The organism is Paucibacter sediminis (assembly GCF_030254645.1).
Taxonomy (GTDB): Bacteria; Pseudomonadota; Gammaproteobacteria; order Burkholderiales; family Burkholderiaceae_C; genus Paucibacter_B; species Paucibacter_B sediminis.
Map to the genome: position 1 here is coordinate 2,983,499 of NZ_CP116346.1, position 13,781 is coordinate 2,997,279.

Sequence of the window (13,781 nt, forward strand, 5' to 3'; positions counted from 1 at the left end):
ATGAATCCCAATGATGAACTGCCGCGCCCCGTGCCGGATGCCACCGCCAATCCCGAGGACATCCTCAGCACGCTGGACGCGCCCAGCGCCGCCGCCGCGGCACGCCCGGCGGCGCCGAATGCCTACGAGAAGCTGCTGGAGCATTTCGCCACCGAGTACCTGAAGGACCGGCGCAGCGATCGGCGCTGGAAGACCTTCTACCGCGTGGCCTGGCTGGCCTTCTTCGTGTTCGTGGCCTGGAGCCTGTTCTCGCAGCGCCACCATGTGAGCTCGACCAATACGCCGCACACCGCCCTGGTGGAGGTGCGCGGCGAGATCGCGGCCGATACCGAGGCGAGCGCCGAGCTGCTGCTCTCAGCCATCAAGAACGCCTTCGAGGACCACGGCGCGCAGGCGGTGGTGCTGCGCATCAACTCGCCCGGCGGCAGCCCGGTGCAGGCCGGCATCGTCTATGACGAGATCAAGCGCCTCAAGGCCAAGCATGGCAAGAAGGTCTACGCCGTGGTGGAGGAGATGTGCGCCTCGGGCGCCTACTACATCGCCGCGGCCGCCGACGAGATCTATGTGGACAAGGCCTCCATGGTCGGCTCGATCGGCGTGCTGATGGACGGCTTCGGCTTTGTCGGCCTGATGGAGAAGCTGGGCGTCGAACGGCGCCTGCTCACCGCCGGTGAGAACAAGGGCATGCTGGACCCCTTCACGGCGCAGAACGCCAAGCAGCGCGCCTATGCCCAGGCCATGCTGGACCAGATCCACCAGCAGTTCATCACGGTGGTGAAGGAAGGCCGTGGCGCACGCCTGCACGAGACGCCCGAGATGTTCTCCGGCCTGTTCTGGAACGGCGAGGAGGCCGTCAAGATGGGCCTGGCCGACGAGTTCGGCAACCTCGACTACGTGGCGCGCGAGGTGGTCAAGGCCGAGGAAGTGATCGACTACACGCCGCGCGACAACGTCGCCGAACGCCTGGCCAAGCGCTTTGGCGCGGCCATGGGCGAGGGCGCGGTGAAGGCGGTGCGCAGCCTGGCACCGCTGCGCTGACCGGCGCCCTCAGCTGCAGCCTCCTCAGGGCTGCAGATAGCTGGTCTTGACGCTGGTGTAGAACTCGGCCGCGTAACTGCCCTGTTCGCGCGAGCCCATGCTGGAGCCCTTGCGGCCGCCGAAGGGCACGTGGTAGTCGACCCCGGCGGTGGGCAGGTTCACCATCACCATGCCGGCCTGGGCATGACGCTTGAAGTGGCTGGCATGCTTGAGCGAGCCGGTGCAGATGCCGCTGGCCAGGCCGAAGGGCGTGTCGTTGGCCAGTTCGAGGGCATGTTCGTAGTTCTCGGCCGGGATCAGGCTGGCCACCGGGCCGAAGATTTCCTCGCGGCAATGCTGCATGGCGTTGTCGCAGTCGGCGAACAGGGCCGGCTGCAGATAGTGGCCAGGCGCCTCCAGGCCGAGTGCCTCGCCGCCCGCCACCAGGCGCGCGCCCTCGGCGCGAGCGATGGCGATGTAACGCAGATCCTGGGCCAGCTGGCTTTCGTCCACCACCGGGCCAATCTGCGTGCCTGCGGCCAGCGCATGGCCCACGCGCAGCTCGCGCGTGGCCTGCGCCAGCGCCTCCAGCAGGCGCGGGTAGATGCCCTTGGTGACAATGATGCGCGAGGAGGCCGTGCAGCGCTGGCCGGTCGAATAGAAGGCGCCCTGCACGATGCAGTTCACCGCGGTGGCTAGGTCGGCATCGTCCAGCACGACTTGCGGGTTCTTGCCGCCCATCTCCAGCTGGAACTTGGCGCCGCGCATCACCGCGGCCTGGGCCACGCGCTGGCCGGTGCCCACCGAGCCGGTGAAGCTCAGCGCCTGCACGCGCGCATCGTTCAAGAGGGCCTGGCCCACCACGCTGCCGGGGCCCATCACCAGATTGAAGACGCCCTCGGGCAGGCCCGCGCGGCTGATGATCTCGGCCAGCGCCCAGGCCGAGCCCGGCACCAGTTCGGCCGGCTTGAACACCACCGTGTTGCCGAAGGCCAGGGCCGGCGCGATCTTCCAGGCGGGAATCGCTACGGGGAAATTCCACGGCGTGATCAGACCCACCACGCCCACCGGCTCGCGCGTGACCTCGATCTCCACCCCCGGCCGTACCGAGGCCAGCTTGTCACCACGCTGGCGCAGCGCCTCCTGGGCGAAGAACTTGAAGATCGCACCGGCGCGCGCCACCTCGCCCACGCCCTCGGGGCGGGTCTTGCCCTCCTCCCGGCTCAGCAACTCACCCAGCTCGTCCTTGCGGGCCAGGATCTCGCTGCCAATGCGGTCCAATGCGTCGGCGCGCTGTTGCGGGGTGGAGAGGCCCCAGGCGGGCGCAGCGGCGTGGGCGGCGGCGATCGCCAGCTCGGTCTGGGCGGTGTCGGCCTGGGCATAGCGGCCGATCTCGTCGCGCGTGTCCGAGGGGTTGATATTGGCGCGGCTGCTGGCGCCGGTCAGCCATTGACCGGCGATGAAATTGGCGTGCGGGGTCGGGGTCATCGGAGCTCCTTTTTGGGATATTGTAGATATATCTAATCGCCAGAGCCGAACGCTATTTGGTCAAAATCAGCTTGCCCAGCGAGGTCAGGCGCAGACGATAGACCTGATCGCCATGGGCGATCTCGAGTTCGCGCGCGTCGCCCAGCAACTGCCTGCTGCACAGGCGCCGCAAGGGCGGGGTAGTTGCATCCTTGGCGGGCGCGCCGCCGCCTTCTTCCGGGGCGAGGGGGCTTGGGCGGTGTTGCTTGACCTTGATCATGGCAAGCATGATAAATGCGAACCATTCGCAATAGTGAATTTGCCGGGCGCGGGTCAACCGGGAGACTTCCCGTCGCCGGCCGGGGCCCGCACAATCGGTGCCTGCCCGGTGCAAGGAGAGCGATATGAAAGGCGATGCCAAGGTCATCGAATACCTGAACGCCCAGCTGAAGAACGAGCTGACCGCGATCAACCAATACTTCCTGCATGCCCGCATCCTCAAGAGCTGGGGCTACGAGGGGCTGGCCAAGCATGAGTACCAGGAATCCATCGAAGAGATGAAGCATGCCGACAAGCTGATCGAGCGCATCCTGATGCTCGAAGGCCTGCCCAATCTGCAGGACCTGGGCAAGCTCCTCATCGGCGAGACGGCGGTGGAGGTGCTGCATTGCGACCTCAAGATCGAGATGGGCTCGCACCCCCTGCTCAAGGACGCCATCGCCTATTGCGAGAGCGTGCGCGACTATGTCTCGCGCGAGGTGCTCGAGGCCATCCTAAGCGACACCGAGGAGCATATCGACCATCTGGAAACCCAGATCGCGCTGGTGGGTCAGGTGGGCGAGCAGAACTGGCTGCAGAGCCAGCTTGGCAGCGCAAGCTGAGGGCGTGCAGGGGTTTTCAATCATGTATTGAGAACCGTTCGCATTTGCGATAGGATATGAGCCATTCGCCGCAGCTCCTGTCGCAAGCCATGATCATCTGTCTGTGCCACCGTGTTTCCGACCGCGATATCCGCCGGGCCGTGGATGCGGGCCTGCGCAATTTCGAGGTCTTGCAGGACGAGACCCGGCTGGCCTCGGGCTGCGGGAGTTGCCATGACTGCGCGCGTGCGGTGTTCGACGAGGCCCTGGAGCGGCAAGCCTGCCCCTGCGCCGCGGCACGCGAAGCCCAAGCGGCCTGAGCCATGAGCAGCGGCAAGGCACCCGAACTCGGACAGGTCGCGCAGACGGTCAGCAACGTCGATGCGGCGCTGGGCTTTTATCGCGACGCCCTGGGCCTGCCCTTTCTTTTTGCCGCCGGGCCCGAGCTGGCGTTCCTGCAGATGGGCAGCGTGCGGCTGATGCTCAGCACGCCCCAAAGGCATGGCGCGGTGGGTGCCAACTCGGTGTTGTATTTCCGCGTGGACGCGCTCGCAGAACGTTATGCCGAGCTGCTGGCGCGCGGCGCCCGCGCCGAGTCGGCCCCGCATCTGGTGGCGCGCATGCCCGACCACGAGCTCTGGATGGGCTTTGTGCGCGACCCCGACGGCAATCTCGTCGGCCTGATGGAAGAGCGCCGCTAGAACGACCAGCTGCTGGCCAGATAGGCCAGGCGGCGCTGTGGCAGCTGTGCGATCACGCTGGCAGCCGGCCCGCCCCAGCTGCGCAGGCCGGCGTCGATGCGCCAGCGATTGCCGGTCCAGGCCAGCGAGGCGGTGACGATGCGGCCGCCGTCCTCGGGCGTGTAAAGCAGGTCCAGCGCCGGTTGCCAGGCCTCGTGATCCCAGGCCAGGCGCACAAACACATTGCGGCGGCGCAGGCTGCTGTTGCCAAAGGCCTGGGCCTGCCAGGCCAGGTTGCCGGCCGCGGCACCCTGCAGCGGCGCCGGCAGCTGGCTGGCGATGGCCCTCAAGCCCCCGTTGAGGTTCGCCCAGTCGCGCCATTGCGCGGCGCTGAGCGCGTTGCCGTCCCACCAGGCCTCCGCCATCAGGCTGAGGCGGTTTTCGCCGGTCCAGCTGGCGCCAAGCAGGGCCTGCTGGCGCCGCCCCAGCGCTTCGACCTGCCACGGGGAGGCGGGCAACAGCGCGGCCGTGCCGTTCCGGTTGCGCCAGACCTCGTTGCGACGCGCGTAGCGCCAGGAGGCATGCAGCTCGATGCTGTCGCTGGCCACCCAGGCCGCGGCGGCCCCCAGGCTCTCATGGGTGTGCTCGCCCAGGCGTGCGAAGCCGTGCAGGTCCAGCGCGCCGCGGCGTTGGTAGACGCGCAAGGCCAGCGCCTGCTCGTCGCCGAAATGCGCCTGCTGCCTGGGCTCGGGGTTGACCCAGACCAGGCTCCAGGCCGTCTCGGCGCTGAAATACTCGGCCTGCAGCAAGGGCCGGCCGCGCGGCATGTTGGAGAGCAGGGTGCGGCGCTCTTCCTGCGCCACCACGTCGTTGGGCCGGAAGGCGTAGCCCACGTCCCAGGCGACGAGCTTGCGCCCGGCGCTGAATTGCCAGCCCAGGGCCTCGCCGGACAGGTAGAGCTCCTGCAGCGCCGCCGTGGAGCGCGGCGGCAGGCCGTCGAGGCGGCTGTGCTGCAGGCTCAGCGCCGCCGTCAGCGGGCCGGCCGAGGCGCGCAACTCCGCATCCAGCAAGGCGCCGCTGCCGGCTTGCGGGGCGGTGCCCGCCTGCAGCGCGTTCGCCGCGGCCAGCGGGCCTAGCGCGGCCGCACTGCGCTCCTGCCATTGGCCGCGCAGCTGACCAGTCAGTTCGGCACGCGCGCTGCCGGTCAGCAGGGCCAGCGCGAGCAGGGCGGATGGGATCACGGCCCTCATTCCAGACTCGGGCTGCGCGCCAGGAACATCGGGTTGAACCAGGCCTCGGGCACCTGCCGTGGCTTGCGTGCCAGGTAGCGCACATGGGTCAGCTTCTTGTTGCTGAGCGCATCCTGCAAGGCCATCTCCAGCACCATGGACTGGGCCTTGTCCAGCACGAAGCTCGCTTGCTTGGCGAGCTTCTCCGACTGCACATACAGCTCGGCCCGGAGCGGCTCGTGGCGCTGCTTGCCTACCCACAGCTCGATGCGCTGGTAGCTCACGCTCTTGCGCCTGGCCTTCAGGCTCAGGTGCAGGCAGGCGGCCTCGCCGCAACGCTCTTCGCCCAGCAGCTCGCCTTCGTAGTCCTCGGCCCAGGAGAGCGTGGCGATGTCGCCGGTGGAGGCGTCGCCCAGCAGCTTCTGCGTCGGCGTGATGCGCATGGGGCGCTGGCTGCCTGGCATCAGCAGCCAGAAGTCGTCGCCCAGCATCAGCACCTTCTGGCCCTTCTCGGCGGGGCTTTGCATCAGCACCAGCGAGCGGTGGCCGGGCTGGCTCAGCACCGTGTAGCGGCGCTCCTTCTCGATGCTGCCGTCGGCGTTCAACACCTCCACCTGGGTGTCGATCTGCTGCTGATCGGCGCCCGCGCGGTAGCGGTCGGCATCGCGCAGCAGCGCAGCCACATCGGCGGCCTGGGCTGTGCCAAGGCCCAGCGCAAGCGTCAGCAAAACTATGGTCTTTATCTTCATGGCCAATCCTTCAGGTATGGGCGAGGGCGTCGACGATGGGCTTGGCCACGGTCTTGCGGGCCACCGCGGCGGAGGCAAGCATGGCCAGGGTTAGCATCGCCAGCAGGGTGGCGGCATAGAGGCCCGCATCGATCGCCACCTGCAGCGGGTAGCCGCGCGAGTAGCCGGGGGGCGGCGGCATTTCCACCGGCAGCACATAGAGCAGCAGGCTCAAGCCCAGCGCCAGCAGGGCCCCCAGCAAGGCGCCGCCGCCGCCCAGCAGCATGCCCTCCAGCGCCAGGCTTTGCAGCAGCTGCGAGGGCAGGGTGCCGAGCGCGCGCAGGGTGCCGATCTCGCGGGTGCGTTCGATGATGGCCATGGCCATCGCGTTGCTGACCACGAACACCACGATCACGCCGATGATGACGCCCAGCGCGCCGAAGATGCGGTTGTAGAGCTGCTTCACGCTGCGGTAGAAGCTGGCCTGTTGCTCCCAGGTGCGTACTTCCAGCTGCGGCGCCAGCGCCTGCATGCGTGCCTGCGCGGCCGGCGTGCTTTCCATGCGATCGAGGAACACGCCCAGCGAGGAGACGCGCTGCGTCGCCAGCAGAGCCTGGGCGCTCGCCAGGTCCAGATAGAGCGAGCGCTTGTCCATCTCGGCGATGCCGGTGGAGAAGATGCCCACCACCTGCACATCGATCGCGTTCAGCGCGCCCTCGGTGGTGCTGGCCAGCAGCGTGAGCGCATCACCGGGCTTGGCCTTGAGGCTGCGCGCCAAGCCCTCGCCCAGCATCACCGCGCGCTGCTGGGTCGAGCTCAGCACCTGGCCGGCCCGGATCTGCAGGAACGGGCCCTTGATGGCGAACTCGGCGTCGGCGTCGATGCCGGCCGCCATCATCACGGTGGACTTCTCGCCGTTGGAGATCAGGCCGCTGAACTCGACGCGTGGCAGCACCTGGCGCACCTGCTCGTCGGCCAGCATCCGCGTGCGCAGCCGCTGCCAGTCGTCCAGGCCGTATTGCAGCGGGGTGTCCTCGTCCTTGTTGAACTGCGCCGGGCTGGCCACGACAAGATGGCCGGTGCCGCGCGCCGCCGCCTGGGCCAGGCTCTGGTAGGTGAAGATGGCAAAGCCGCCCGCCAGCAGGATGGCGGCCGTGCCCAGTGCGGCAATGCCCAAGGTGACGAGCGAACGCCGGCGGTTGCGCAGGCTGTTGAGCCAGGCGAATTTGAGCCACTTCATTGCAGGGTCTCCGTGGTCTTGCCGTCCAGCAGCGCCACCACGCGGTCGCAGCGGCGCGTCAGGCGGGCGTCGTGGGTGGCGATGATGAAGCTGGTGCCCTGGCCATGGGCCAGCTCGCGCATCAGGTCCACCATCGTCTCGGCGGTGTGTGAATCGAGGCTGGCGGTGGGCTCGTCGGCGATCACCAGCGCGGGCCGCTTCACCAGCGCACGCGCGATCGCCACGCGCTGGCGCTGGCCACCCGAGAGCGCGTCCGGCCGGTGCGCCGCATGCTCGTGCAGGCCCACCGCGCGCAGCGCCTCGGCCACCCGCGTGGCGCGCTCGCCGGCCGCCACGCCGGCGAGAAAGAGCGGGTAGTCGACGTTCTCCGCCACCGTCATCACCGGCACAAGGTTGAAGCTCTGGAACACGAAGCCGATGGCATCGCGGCGCAGCAGCGTGGCGGCGCGCTCGGCGCGCGCATCCACGGCGTGGCCGCGCAGCAAGACCTGGCCCTCATCGGGGCTGTCGATCAGGCCGCAGAGATTCAGCAAGGTGCTCTTGCCGCTGCCCGACGGGCCGGTGAGGGCCAGCAACTCGCCCGCCGGCACATCCAGGTCCACGCCCTGCAGGGCCGGAATCACATGCTCGCCGAGGCGGTAGGTCTTGCGCACGCCGCGCAAGCTCATGATGGGATCGCGGGTGGCGCTCATGGCTGCGCCGCCTTCGGCTCGGCGCCGGCCTGCTTGGCCGCACGCGCCCGCACCGCCGCCTGGAAGCCCGCCGGGCTGCTGGCGAACAGCGGGTCCTTGAGGATCTCCTGCAGCAGCAGGCTGCCGCGCGCGCCGCGGTTGAACATGCCGGGCAGCCCCAGAAAGGTGTTGGCGGCGACGAAGCGCGTCTCCAGGCTCACCGGCGTGCCGCGCACGCGCTGCTGCTCATGTTCCTTGCCGAGCAGGGCCAGGCCCTTGTCGATCTGCGCCAGCCCATCCTCCGCATAGCTCATCTTCTTCCAGGGCAGCAGGGTGGTGGTGGCGCGCAGCGAGGTGGCCGCGCCGGCATAGGCGCGCAGCAGCGGATGCGCGGGCTCGGCCTTGGAGAGCGTGGTGAAGCGCTCCGCCGATGCCTCGATCAGCTCGCTGTGGCCTTGGGTGGCCTGGTTGAATTGCTGGAAGGCCTCCTGGAACTCGGTCTCGCTCAAGGCGCGGGCCGGCCCATGCAGCAGGGCGAGCGTGGCGGCGAGGCTCAGCAGGGTGGTGATGGCTGGGTTGGGTCTCATGATGGCTGGTGGCTGAGTGAAAGTGCGCTCAGCCTAGGCAGCCAGGCCCGGGCGCCCCAGCGCGATGCGACCGGACCAAGCCGCGCGGCGCGAAGCGACGGTTTTGCGGCGCCAAAGAAAAGACCCGCCACCAGGGCGGGTCTCGCAAACGGGGGGCGAGTGGTCTTACTTCTTGGGCGCTTCGGTCTTGGCCGGCTCGGCCTTCACCGCGGGCTTGGCGGCGCTGGCTGCATGTGCTGCCTTGGCCTCGGCCTTGGCAGCGGAAGCGGCCGGGGTTGCGGGTGTGGCGGCGGTCGCTGGCGTGGCCGGCGTGGCGGCGGTTGCCGTGGCGGTGGCCGCCGGTGCCGGCATCTTGGCGGGGGCTGCGGCCGGGGCCGGCGTCTGGGCTTGGGCGACAGCGGCGCAAACAGTCAGCAGGCCGGCGATCAGGGTGGTCTTGTTCATGGTGTGTTCTCTTTCCGTCTGGTTCAGGATGTCAACAGGGCTTGAAGTCCGGGCGCGGCCCAGCTCAGGAGTTCTTGGCCGGCGCGTCTGCCTTGACGGCATCGGCCGCGGCTGGCTTTGCCGCGTGCTTCTTCGCATGCTTCTTGGCGTGCACGGCGGGCTTGGCGGCTTCGGCGGTGGTCGCAGCGGCGGTCTTCAACTCGGCCTTCAACTCGGTTTTGGCCTCGGCCTTCACCGCGGCGGGTGCCGTGGTGGCGGCGGGAGCCGCGGTCGTGGCCGCCGTCGCGGGCGTTGTGGTCGGCGCAGGAGTTGCCGTGGCTCCGGGGTTTTGCGCCATCGCCAGGCCGGTGGACAGGGCCAGCAGAGCAGGGATCAGGGCGGTCTTCAGAGCATTCATTTGGATCACTCCAGGGTTGTTGAACTTGCCACTCCACAACGAGGCCCTGACCCCGGCAGTTGACGTTAACCCTAGGCGTTGCAAAGCGTTACACCGCACACCCATCGCACGGTCCGCCTGGGGTCAGGTCTTGCCTGGCACGCCGATGAGGCAAGATGGCGCATCGTTCCATCCACCAGCAGTGCCATGAGCTCACACTTCAATTGGTCCGCCGGCTATCCCAGTCAGCGCAGCCCGCTGTTCGCGCGCAACGTGGTCTCCACCTCGCATCCGCTCGCCGCGCAGGCCGGTCTGCGCATGCTGGCCCAGGGGGGCAACGCGGTGGACGCGGCGATCGCGACCGCCGCCTGCATGACCCTGGTGGAGCCCTGCAGCAATGGCCTGGGCTCGGATGCCTTCTGCATCCTCTGGGATGGCAAGGAGCTGCACGGCCTGAACGCCTCGGGCACGGCGCCGGCGGCATGGACGCCCGAGTACTTCTTCAAGACCTATGGCGCCGATGCCAAGGTGCCGCCCAAACGCGGCTGGGGCGGCGTGACGGTGCCCGGCGCGGTGGCAGGCTGGGTGGCCTTGAGCGAGCGCTTTGGCAAGCTGCCCTTCGCCGACCTGATGGCACCGGCGATCGAGATTGCCGAGCGCGGCTATGCCGTGCCGGTGATCGTGCAGAGCAAATGGGCGATGGCCGCGGCCGTCGACGAGCTCACCCGTCAGCCCGGTTTTGCCCAGGCCTTTCTGCCACGCGGGCGCGCGCCCGCGGTGGGTGAGCTGTTCAAGTTCCCGGACGCGGCGCGCACGCTGCGCCTGATTGCGGCGAGCAAGGGCGAGGCCTTCTATCGCGGCGAGGTGGCGGCCGCCGTGGAAGCCTTTGCCAACGAGACCGGCGGCGCGATGACGGCGGCCGACTTCGCGGCCTACCGGCCCGAGTGGGTCAAGCCAATCTCGCAGGACTATGCCGGCCACACCCTGCACGAGATCCCGCCGAATGGCCAGGGCATCGCGGCGCTGATCGCGCTGGGCATCCTCAAGCACCTGGACCTGCCAGCGCATGCGGTGGACGGCGTGGCCTCGCAGCATCTGCAGATCGAGGCCATGAAGCTGGCCTTCGCCGATGTCTATCGCTATGTGGCCGATGCCAGCGCGATGCGGGTGACGGTGGAACAGCTGCTGGACCCCGGCTATCTTGCCGCGCGCGCCAAGCTCGTGCGCATGGACTTGGCGCAGGACTTCAAGGCCGGCAACCCGGTCAAGGGCGGCACCATCTACCTCACCGCCGCGGACGAGAGCGGCATGATGGTCAGCTTCATCCAGAGCAATTACATGGGCTTCGGCTCGGGCCTGGTCGTGCCCAGCTACGGGCTCTCGCTGCAGAACCGCGGCCATTGCTTCACGCTGGAGACGGGCCACGCGAACGTGGTGGCGCCCGGCAAGCGCCCCTTCCACACCATCATCCCCGCCTTCCTGACCAAGGACGGCCAGCCGGTGATGAGCTACGGCGTGATGGGCGGCAATATGCAGCCGCAAGGCCATATGCAGACCCTGGTGCGCATGCTGGACTATGGCCAGCAACCGCAGGCCGCCTGCGATGCGCCGCGCTGGCGCTTCAACGAGGGCCTGTCCATCAACGTCGAGCCGCACATGCCGCCGGTCACCATCGAGGGCCTGCGCGCGCTGGGCCACCAGATCGGCGACATCCACGACAGCTACCAGGACTTCGGCGCCGGCCAGTTCATCTGGCGCCTGGGTGATCCGGGCGTGGAGGGCTATGTGGCCGCCAGCGACCCGCGCCGGGATGGCGCCGCGGTGGGCTATTGAGCGCGCACGCCCAGCGCACCGCCCATACTTCTGGGACTTGCTGGGCGTCAAGCCGCGCTGCTACCATGCTCCGCAATCCCCTGCACTGAAACCCATGACCAAGCTGCTGGACCGCACCCGAACGCGCACACCCCGTGCCGGCGGCGTGCGCGCGCGCCGGTCTGGGCACTCGCCCGCGCCGCATTGATAGCAACAACGCGCGCCGCGTGGCCCGCCGGCTCCTGACGCCGGCTTCGCGTTTTCCGTACTTATGCCCGCTGCGCGGGCCCGGCGTAGCGCTCACAAGGCGCGGCGCCTGCTGTTGGAGTGATTCCCATGCAAACCCAGGCCATCTCCTGGTTTGACCGGCTCAGACTTGCGCTCACCCTGCCACCCGGGGATCTGCTGCGCGACATGGTCTACCGCCGGCTCTGGACTTCGATACTGATCAGCTCGCTGGGCGGGCAGATCACCATGCTGGCCCTGCCGCTCACCGCGGCGGTGCTGCTGCATGCCAGCCCCACGCAGATGGGCCTGCTCACCGCCATGGAGATCGTGCCCTTCGTGCTGTTCTCGCTGCCCGGCGGCGTGTGGCTGGACCGCGTGCGCAAGCTGCCGGTCTATGTGGTGGGCGAGTCCATCCTCGCGGTGGCGGTGGCCACCGTGCCGCTGGCCGCCTGGATGGGCTGGCTGTCGATGACCTGGCTGTATGCGGTGGGTCTGGTGCTGGGCACGGTCTACACCCTGGCCGGCAGCGCGGCGCAGATCGTGCTGACCCAGGTGGTCTCGCGCGACCGCCTGGTGGAGGCGCATGCCAAGAACTCGCTCGCCTCATCGGGCGCCGAGGTGGCCGGGCCCGGCATTGCCGGCCTGCTGATCAAGCTGCTGGGCGCGCCCATGGCGCTGGCGGCCGATGCGGTGCTGGTGCTGGTCTCGGCCACCATCCTGCGCGGCATCAAGGTGCAGGAAGAGGTGCACAAGACCAGCGGCGCGGATTTCTGGCGCGACCTCAAGGCTGGCGTGGCCTTTGTGCGCAACAGGCGCCTGCTCATCAGCCTGGCTTGCACGGTGGGTGGCTGGCAGCTTTTCAACAACGCCGCCCAGGTGGTGCAGATCCTGTTCGCCACCCGCGTGCTGGGGCTGTCGGCCCAGACCGTGGGCCTGAGCTATGTGGCACTGGGCGTGGGCACGGTGCTCACCAGCATATTCGGCCATCGCATCTCCAAGGCGATGGGGCCGGGCCCCTGCCTGATCCTGGGCCTGGCGGTGTGCGGCCTGGGCTGGCTGACGCTGGGGCTGGCGCCGGCCAATGAGCTGGGCATCGCGGCCTTTGCCTTCATGCTGTTTGCCTTTGGCGTCGGCGCGGTGCTGATCTTCATCAACTTCCTTTCGCTGCGCCAGGCGGTCACGCCCGGGCCGATGCTGGGCCGCATGACCAGCACGATGCGCTGGTTGATCCTGATCCCTGCCGGCCCCGGCGCCCTGATCGGCGGCTGGCTGGGCGAGTATGTGGACCTGCGCGCCGCGCTCTTGTTTGCCGGCCTGGGCGCGCTGGCGGTGGCTGCGGTGGCGCTGCGCGTGCCCGCCATCCGCGAGGTGCGCGAGCTGCCTAGCATCGATAGCGGCGAGCCTGAGCCCGCGCTGGGCGCCGAGGCCCAGCCGGGCCGCATCGACCCCGACTGGGCCCCCAGCAAGTGAAGACGAAGAATGATCGAACCCCTCCCGCATGACAACACCTGACCCCATCCTGATCAAGGTTCCCGAAGAGATCGTCACCGAGCGGCTGGTGCTGGCGGCGCCGCGCGCCGGCCTGGGCCAGGCCCTGGCGGCGGCCGTCACCGAATCGATCGAACACCTCAAGCCCTGGATGCCCTGGGCCCAGCTCGCGCCCACGGTGGAAGACAGCGAGGCGGTGATGCGCCGCATGCAGGCCGACTTCATCCTGCGCCGCGATCTGGTCTACCAGATCTACCGCAAGGGCGAGGATGGCCGCGCCGGCCGCCTGCTGGGCGGCACCGGCCTGCATCGGCTCGATTGGGAGGTGCGACGCTTCGAGATCGGCTACTGGATACGCAGCAGCGCACTCGGCCAGGGCTATGTGAGCGAGGCGGTACAGGCGCTCACGCGCATGGCCTTCGAGAGCCTGCGTGCACGTCGGGTCGAGATCCGCATGGATGACCTGAACTTGCGCAGTCGCGCGGTGGCCGAGCGTTGCGGCTATGAACTCGAGGGCGTGCTGCGCCAGGATGCGCTGACCGTGAACGGCGAGCCGCGCAATACCTGCGTGTACGCACGCATAGCGTAGGGCGGCTGGCGGCAAAGCCCTGGGCAGGTGGCCGCTGCGGCCCGGATGCGCAGGCCCTCGCGTCGCTCGGGCTCCCCTGCGGTGCTCGGCCCTCGCGGCCCGGCGCACAACTCACTGCGCTCACCTGCGGCTCGCTCCGTTCAGACAAGCTGCGCCAATCCAGTGCTTGAGGCGCGCGAGTACGCGCGCGGCCACAAGGTCCTGTGCTCCTCGGCAGCGCAAGAGGGCCACCGCAGCCACCCGCCCAGTGCTTTGCCAACACCGCTGCTTGTGCGCGCCCCTCATGCCACGGGCGTACTCCGAGTGCCTGCCGGCCTGGGTCGCGCGCGCAAAGACCTGATGCGGCACTTGGTGCGTGCTCGGTA

The 13,781-nt window shown here is 68.8% G+C and carries 16 protein-coding genes; 7 read left to right on the forward strand and 9 right to left on the reverse strand.

Going from position 1 to position 13,781, the window contains the following annotated elements; translation table 11 throughout:
- Positions 1-1,038: a S49 family peptidase gene (locus PFX98_RS13845; RefSeq protein WP_285231088.1), complete on the forward strand. Its 1,038-nt coding sequence runs from the start codon at positions 1-3 to the stop codon at positions 1,036-1,038.
- A 24-nt stretch (positions 1,039-1,062) separates the two neighbouring features.
- Here PFX98_RS13845 and PFX98_RS13850 read toward each other — a convergent pair whose 3' ends face one another.
- Positions 1,063-2,505 carry an aldehyde dehydrogenase family protein gene (locus PFX98_RS13850; protein ID WP_285231089.1) on the reverse strand — a complete coding sequence of 481 codons (1,443 nt, stop codon included), beginning with the start codon at positions 2,503-2,505 and terminating at the stop codon, positions 1,063-1,065.
- 52 nt (positions 2,506-2,557) lie between these two features.
- A complete protein-coding gene (gene hemP, locus PFX98_RS13855; protein WP_285231090.1) occupies positions 2,558-2,764 on the reverse strand; it encodes a hemin uptake protein HemP in 207 nt (68 codons plus the stop codon).
- A 124-nt stretch (positions 2,765-2,888) separates the two neighbouring features.
- Here hemP and bfr point away from each other — a divergent pair, with 124 nt between their 5' ends.
- From bfr to PFX98_RS13870, 3 genes are all read left to right on the forward strand, one after another.
- Positions 2,889-3,365: a bacterioferritin gene (bfr, locus tag PFX98_RS13860; protein ID WP_285231091.1), complete on the forward strand. Its 477-nt coding sequence runs from the start codon at positions 2,889-2,891 to the stop codon at positions 3,363-3,365.
- A gap of 89 nt (positions 3,366-3,454) precedes the next feature.
- Positions 3,455-3,664 carry a (2Fe-2S)-binding protein gene (locus tag PFX98_RS13865; protein ID WP_285231092.1) on the forward strand — a complete coding sequence of 70 codons (210 nt, stop codon included), beginning with the start codon at positions 3,455-3,457 and terminating at the stop codon, positions 3,662-3,664.
- A gap of 3 nt (positions 3,665-3,667) precedes the next feature.
- Entirely contained in the window at positions 3,668-4,045 is a 378-nt protein-coding gene (locus tag PFX98_RS13870) for a VOC family protein (RefSeq protein WP_285231093.1), read from the forward strand.
- On the opposite strand, the gene PFX98_RS13875 is transcribed toward PFX98_RS13870, so the two are convergent.
- The 7 genes from PFX98_RS13875 to PFX98_RS13905 all read right to left on the reverse strand — a co-directional run bounded on the left by PFX98_RS13875 (position 4,042) and on the right by PFX98_RS13905 (position 9,320).
- Positions 4,042-5,265, reverse strand: a complete 1,224-nt coding sequence (locus PFX98_RS13875; protein ID WP_285231094.1) for a hypothetical protein — start codon at positions 5,263-5,265, stop codon at positions 4,042-4,044. The two genes, PFX98_RS13870 and PFX98_RS13875, sit on opposite strands and share 4 nt — an antisense overlap.
- Positions 5,266-5,270: 5 nt before the next feature.
- Positions 5,271-6,002, reverse strand: a complete 732-nt coding sequence (locus PFX98_RS13880; protein WP_285231095.1) for an outer membrane lipoprotein-sorting protein — start codon at positions 6,000-6,002, stop codon at positions 5,271-5,273.
- Between the two features lie 10 nt (positions 6,003-6,012).
- Positions 6,013-7,221, reverse strand: coding sequence for an ABC transporter permease (locus PFX98_RS13885; RefSeq protein WP_285231096.1), 1,209 nt, complete (start codon positions 7,219-7,221; stop codon positions 6,013-6,015).
- Positions 7,218-7,913, reverse strand: coding sequence for an ABC transporter ATP-binding protein (locus tag PFX98_RS13890; RefSeq protein ID WP_285231097.1), 696 nt, complete (start codon positions 7,911-7,913; stop codon positions 7,218-7,220). The genes PFX98_RS13885 and PFX98_RS13890 overlap by 4 nt, the downstream gene beginning before the upstream one ends.
- Complete coding sequence (locus PFX98_RS13895; protein ID WP_285231098.1) at positions 7,910-8,479, reverse strand: hypothetical protein; 570 nt, start codon at positions 8,477-8,479, stop codon at positions 7,910-7,912. The genes PFX98_RS13890 and PFX98_RS13895 overlap by 4 nt, the downstream gene beginning before the upstream one ends.
- A gap of 165 nt (positions 8,480-8,644) precedes the next feature.
- Positions 8,645-8,923 (reverse strand): hypothetical protein, encoded by a 279-nt coding sequence (locus tag PFX98_RS13900; RefSeq protein WP_285231099.1) that lies wholly within the window; start codon positions 8,921-8,923, stop codon positions 8,645-8,647.
- A gap of 64 nt (positions 8,924-8,987) precedes the next feature.
- A complete protein-coding gene (locus tag PFX98_RS13905) occupies positions 8,988-9,320 on the reverse strand; it encodes a hypothetical protein (RefSeq protein ID WP_285231100.1) in 333 nt (110 codons plus the stop codon).
- 186 nt (positions 9,321-9,506) lie between these two features.
- Here PFX98_RS13905 and PFX98_RS13910 point away from each other — a divergent pair, with 186 nt between their 5' ends.
- From PFX98_RS13910 to PFX98_RS13920, 3 genes are all read left to right on the forward strand, one after another.
- On the forward strand, positions 9,507-11,132 hold the full coding sequence (locus PFX98_RS13910; protein WP_285231101.1) for a gamma-glutamyltransferase family protein: 1,626 nt from the start codon (positions 9,507-9,509) through the stop codon (positions 11,130-11,132).
- 315 nt (positions 11,133-11,447) lie between these two features.
- Positions 11,448-12,809, forward strand: a complete 1,362-nt coding sequence (locus PFX98_RS13915) for an MFS transporter (RefSeq protein WP_285231102.1) — start codon at positions 11,448-11,450, stop codon at positions 12,807-12,809.
- Positions 12,810-12,837: 28 nt separating this feature from the next.
- Complete coding sequence (locus PFX98_RS13920; RefSeq protein WP_285231103.1) at positions 12,838-13,416, forward strand: GNAT family N-acetyltransferase; 579 nt, start codon at positions 12,838-12,840, stop codon at positions 13,414-13,416.
- Positions 13,417-13,781 lie beyond the last annotated feature (365 nt).

Coding starts and splice junctions, on each gene's coding strand:
- PFX98_RS13850 (WP_285231089.1), bottom strand. CDS start 2,505: ATGACCCCGACCCCGCACGCCAATTTCATCGCCGGTCAATGGCTGACC.
- PFX98_RS13845 (WP_285231088.1), top strand. CDS start 1: ATGAATCCCAATGATGAACTGCCGCGCCCCGTGCCGGATGCCACCGCC.
- PFX98_RS13870 (WP_285231093.1), top strand. CDS start 3,668: ATGAGCAGCGGCAAGGCACCCGAACTCGGACAGGTCGCGCAGACGGTC.
- hemP (WP_285231090.1), bottom strand. CDS start 2,764: ATGATCAAGGTCAAGCAACACCGCCCAAGCCCCCTCGCCCCGGAAGAA.
- PFX98_RS13920 (WP_285231103.1), top strand. CDS start 12,838: ATGACAACACCTGACCCCATCCTGATCAAGGTTCCCGAAGAGATCGTC.
- PFX98_RS13900 (WP_285231099.1), bottom strand. CDS start 8,923: ATGAACAAGACCACCCTGATCGCCGGCCTGCTGACTGTTTGCGCCGCT.
- PFX98_RS13885 (WP_285231096.1), bottom strand. CDS start 7,221: ATGAAGTGGCTCAAATTCGCCTGGCTCAACAGCCTGCGCAACCGCCGG.
- PFX98_RS13915 (WP_285231102.1), top strand. CDS start 11,448: ATGCAAACCCAGGCCATCTCCTGGTTTGACCGGCTCAGACTTGCGCTC.
- PFX98_RS13895 (WP_285231098.1), bottom strand. CDS start 8,479: ATGAGACCCAACCCAGCCATCACCACCCTGCTGAGCCTCGCCGCCACG.
- PFX98_RS13880 (WP_285231095.1), bottom strand. CDS start 6,002: ATGAAGATAAAGACCATAGTTTTGCTGACGCTTGCGCTGGGCCTTGGC.
- PFX98_RS13890 (WP_285231097.1), bottom strand. CDS start 7,913: ATGAGCGCCACCCGCGATCCCATCATGAGCTTGCGCGGCGTGCGCAAG.
- PFX98_RS13905 (WP_285231100.1), bottom strand. CDS start 9,320: ATGAATGCTCTGAAGACCGCCCTGATCCCTGCTCTGCTGGCCCTGTCC.
- PFX98_RS13910 (WP_285231101.1), top strand. CDS start 9,507: ATGAGCTCACACTTCAATTGGTCCGCCGGCTATCCCAGTCAGCGCAGC.
- bfr (WP_285231091.1), top strand. CDS start 2,889: ATGAAAGGCGATGCCAAGGTCATCGAATACCTGAACGCCCAGCTGAAG.
- PFX98_RS13865 (WP_285231092.1), top strand. CDS start 3,455: ATGATCATCTGTCTGTGCCACCGTGTTTCCGACCGCGATATCCGCCGG.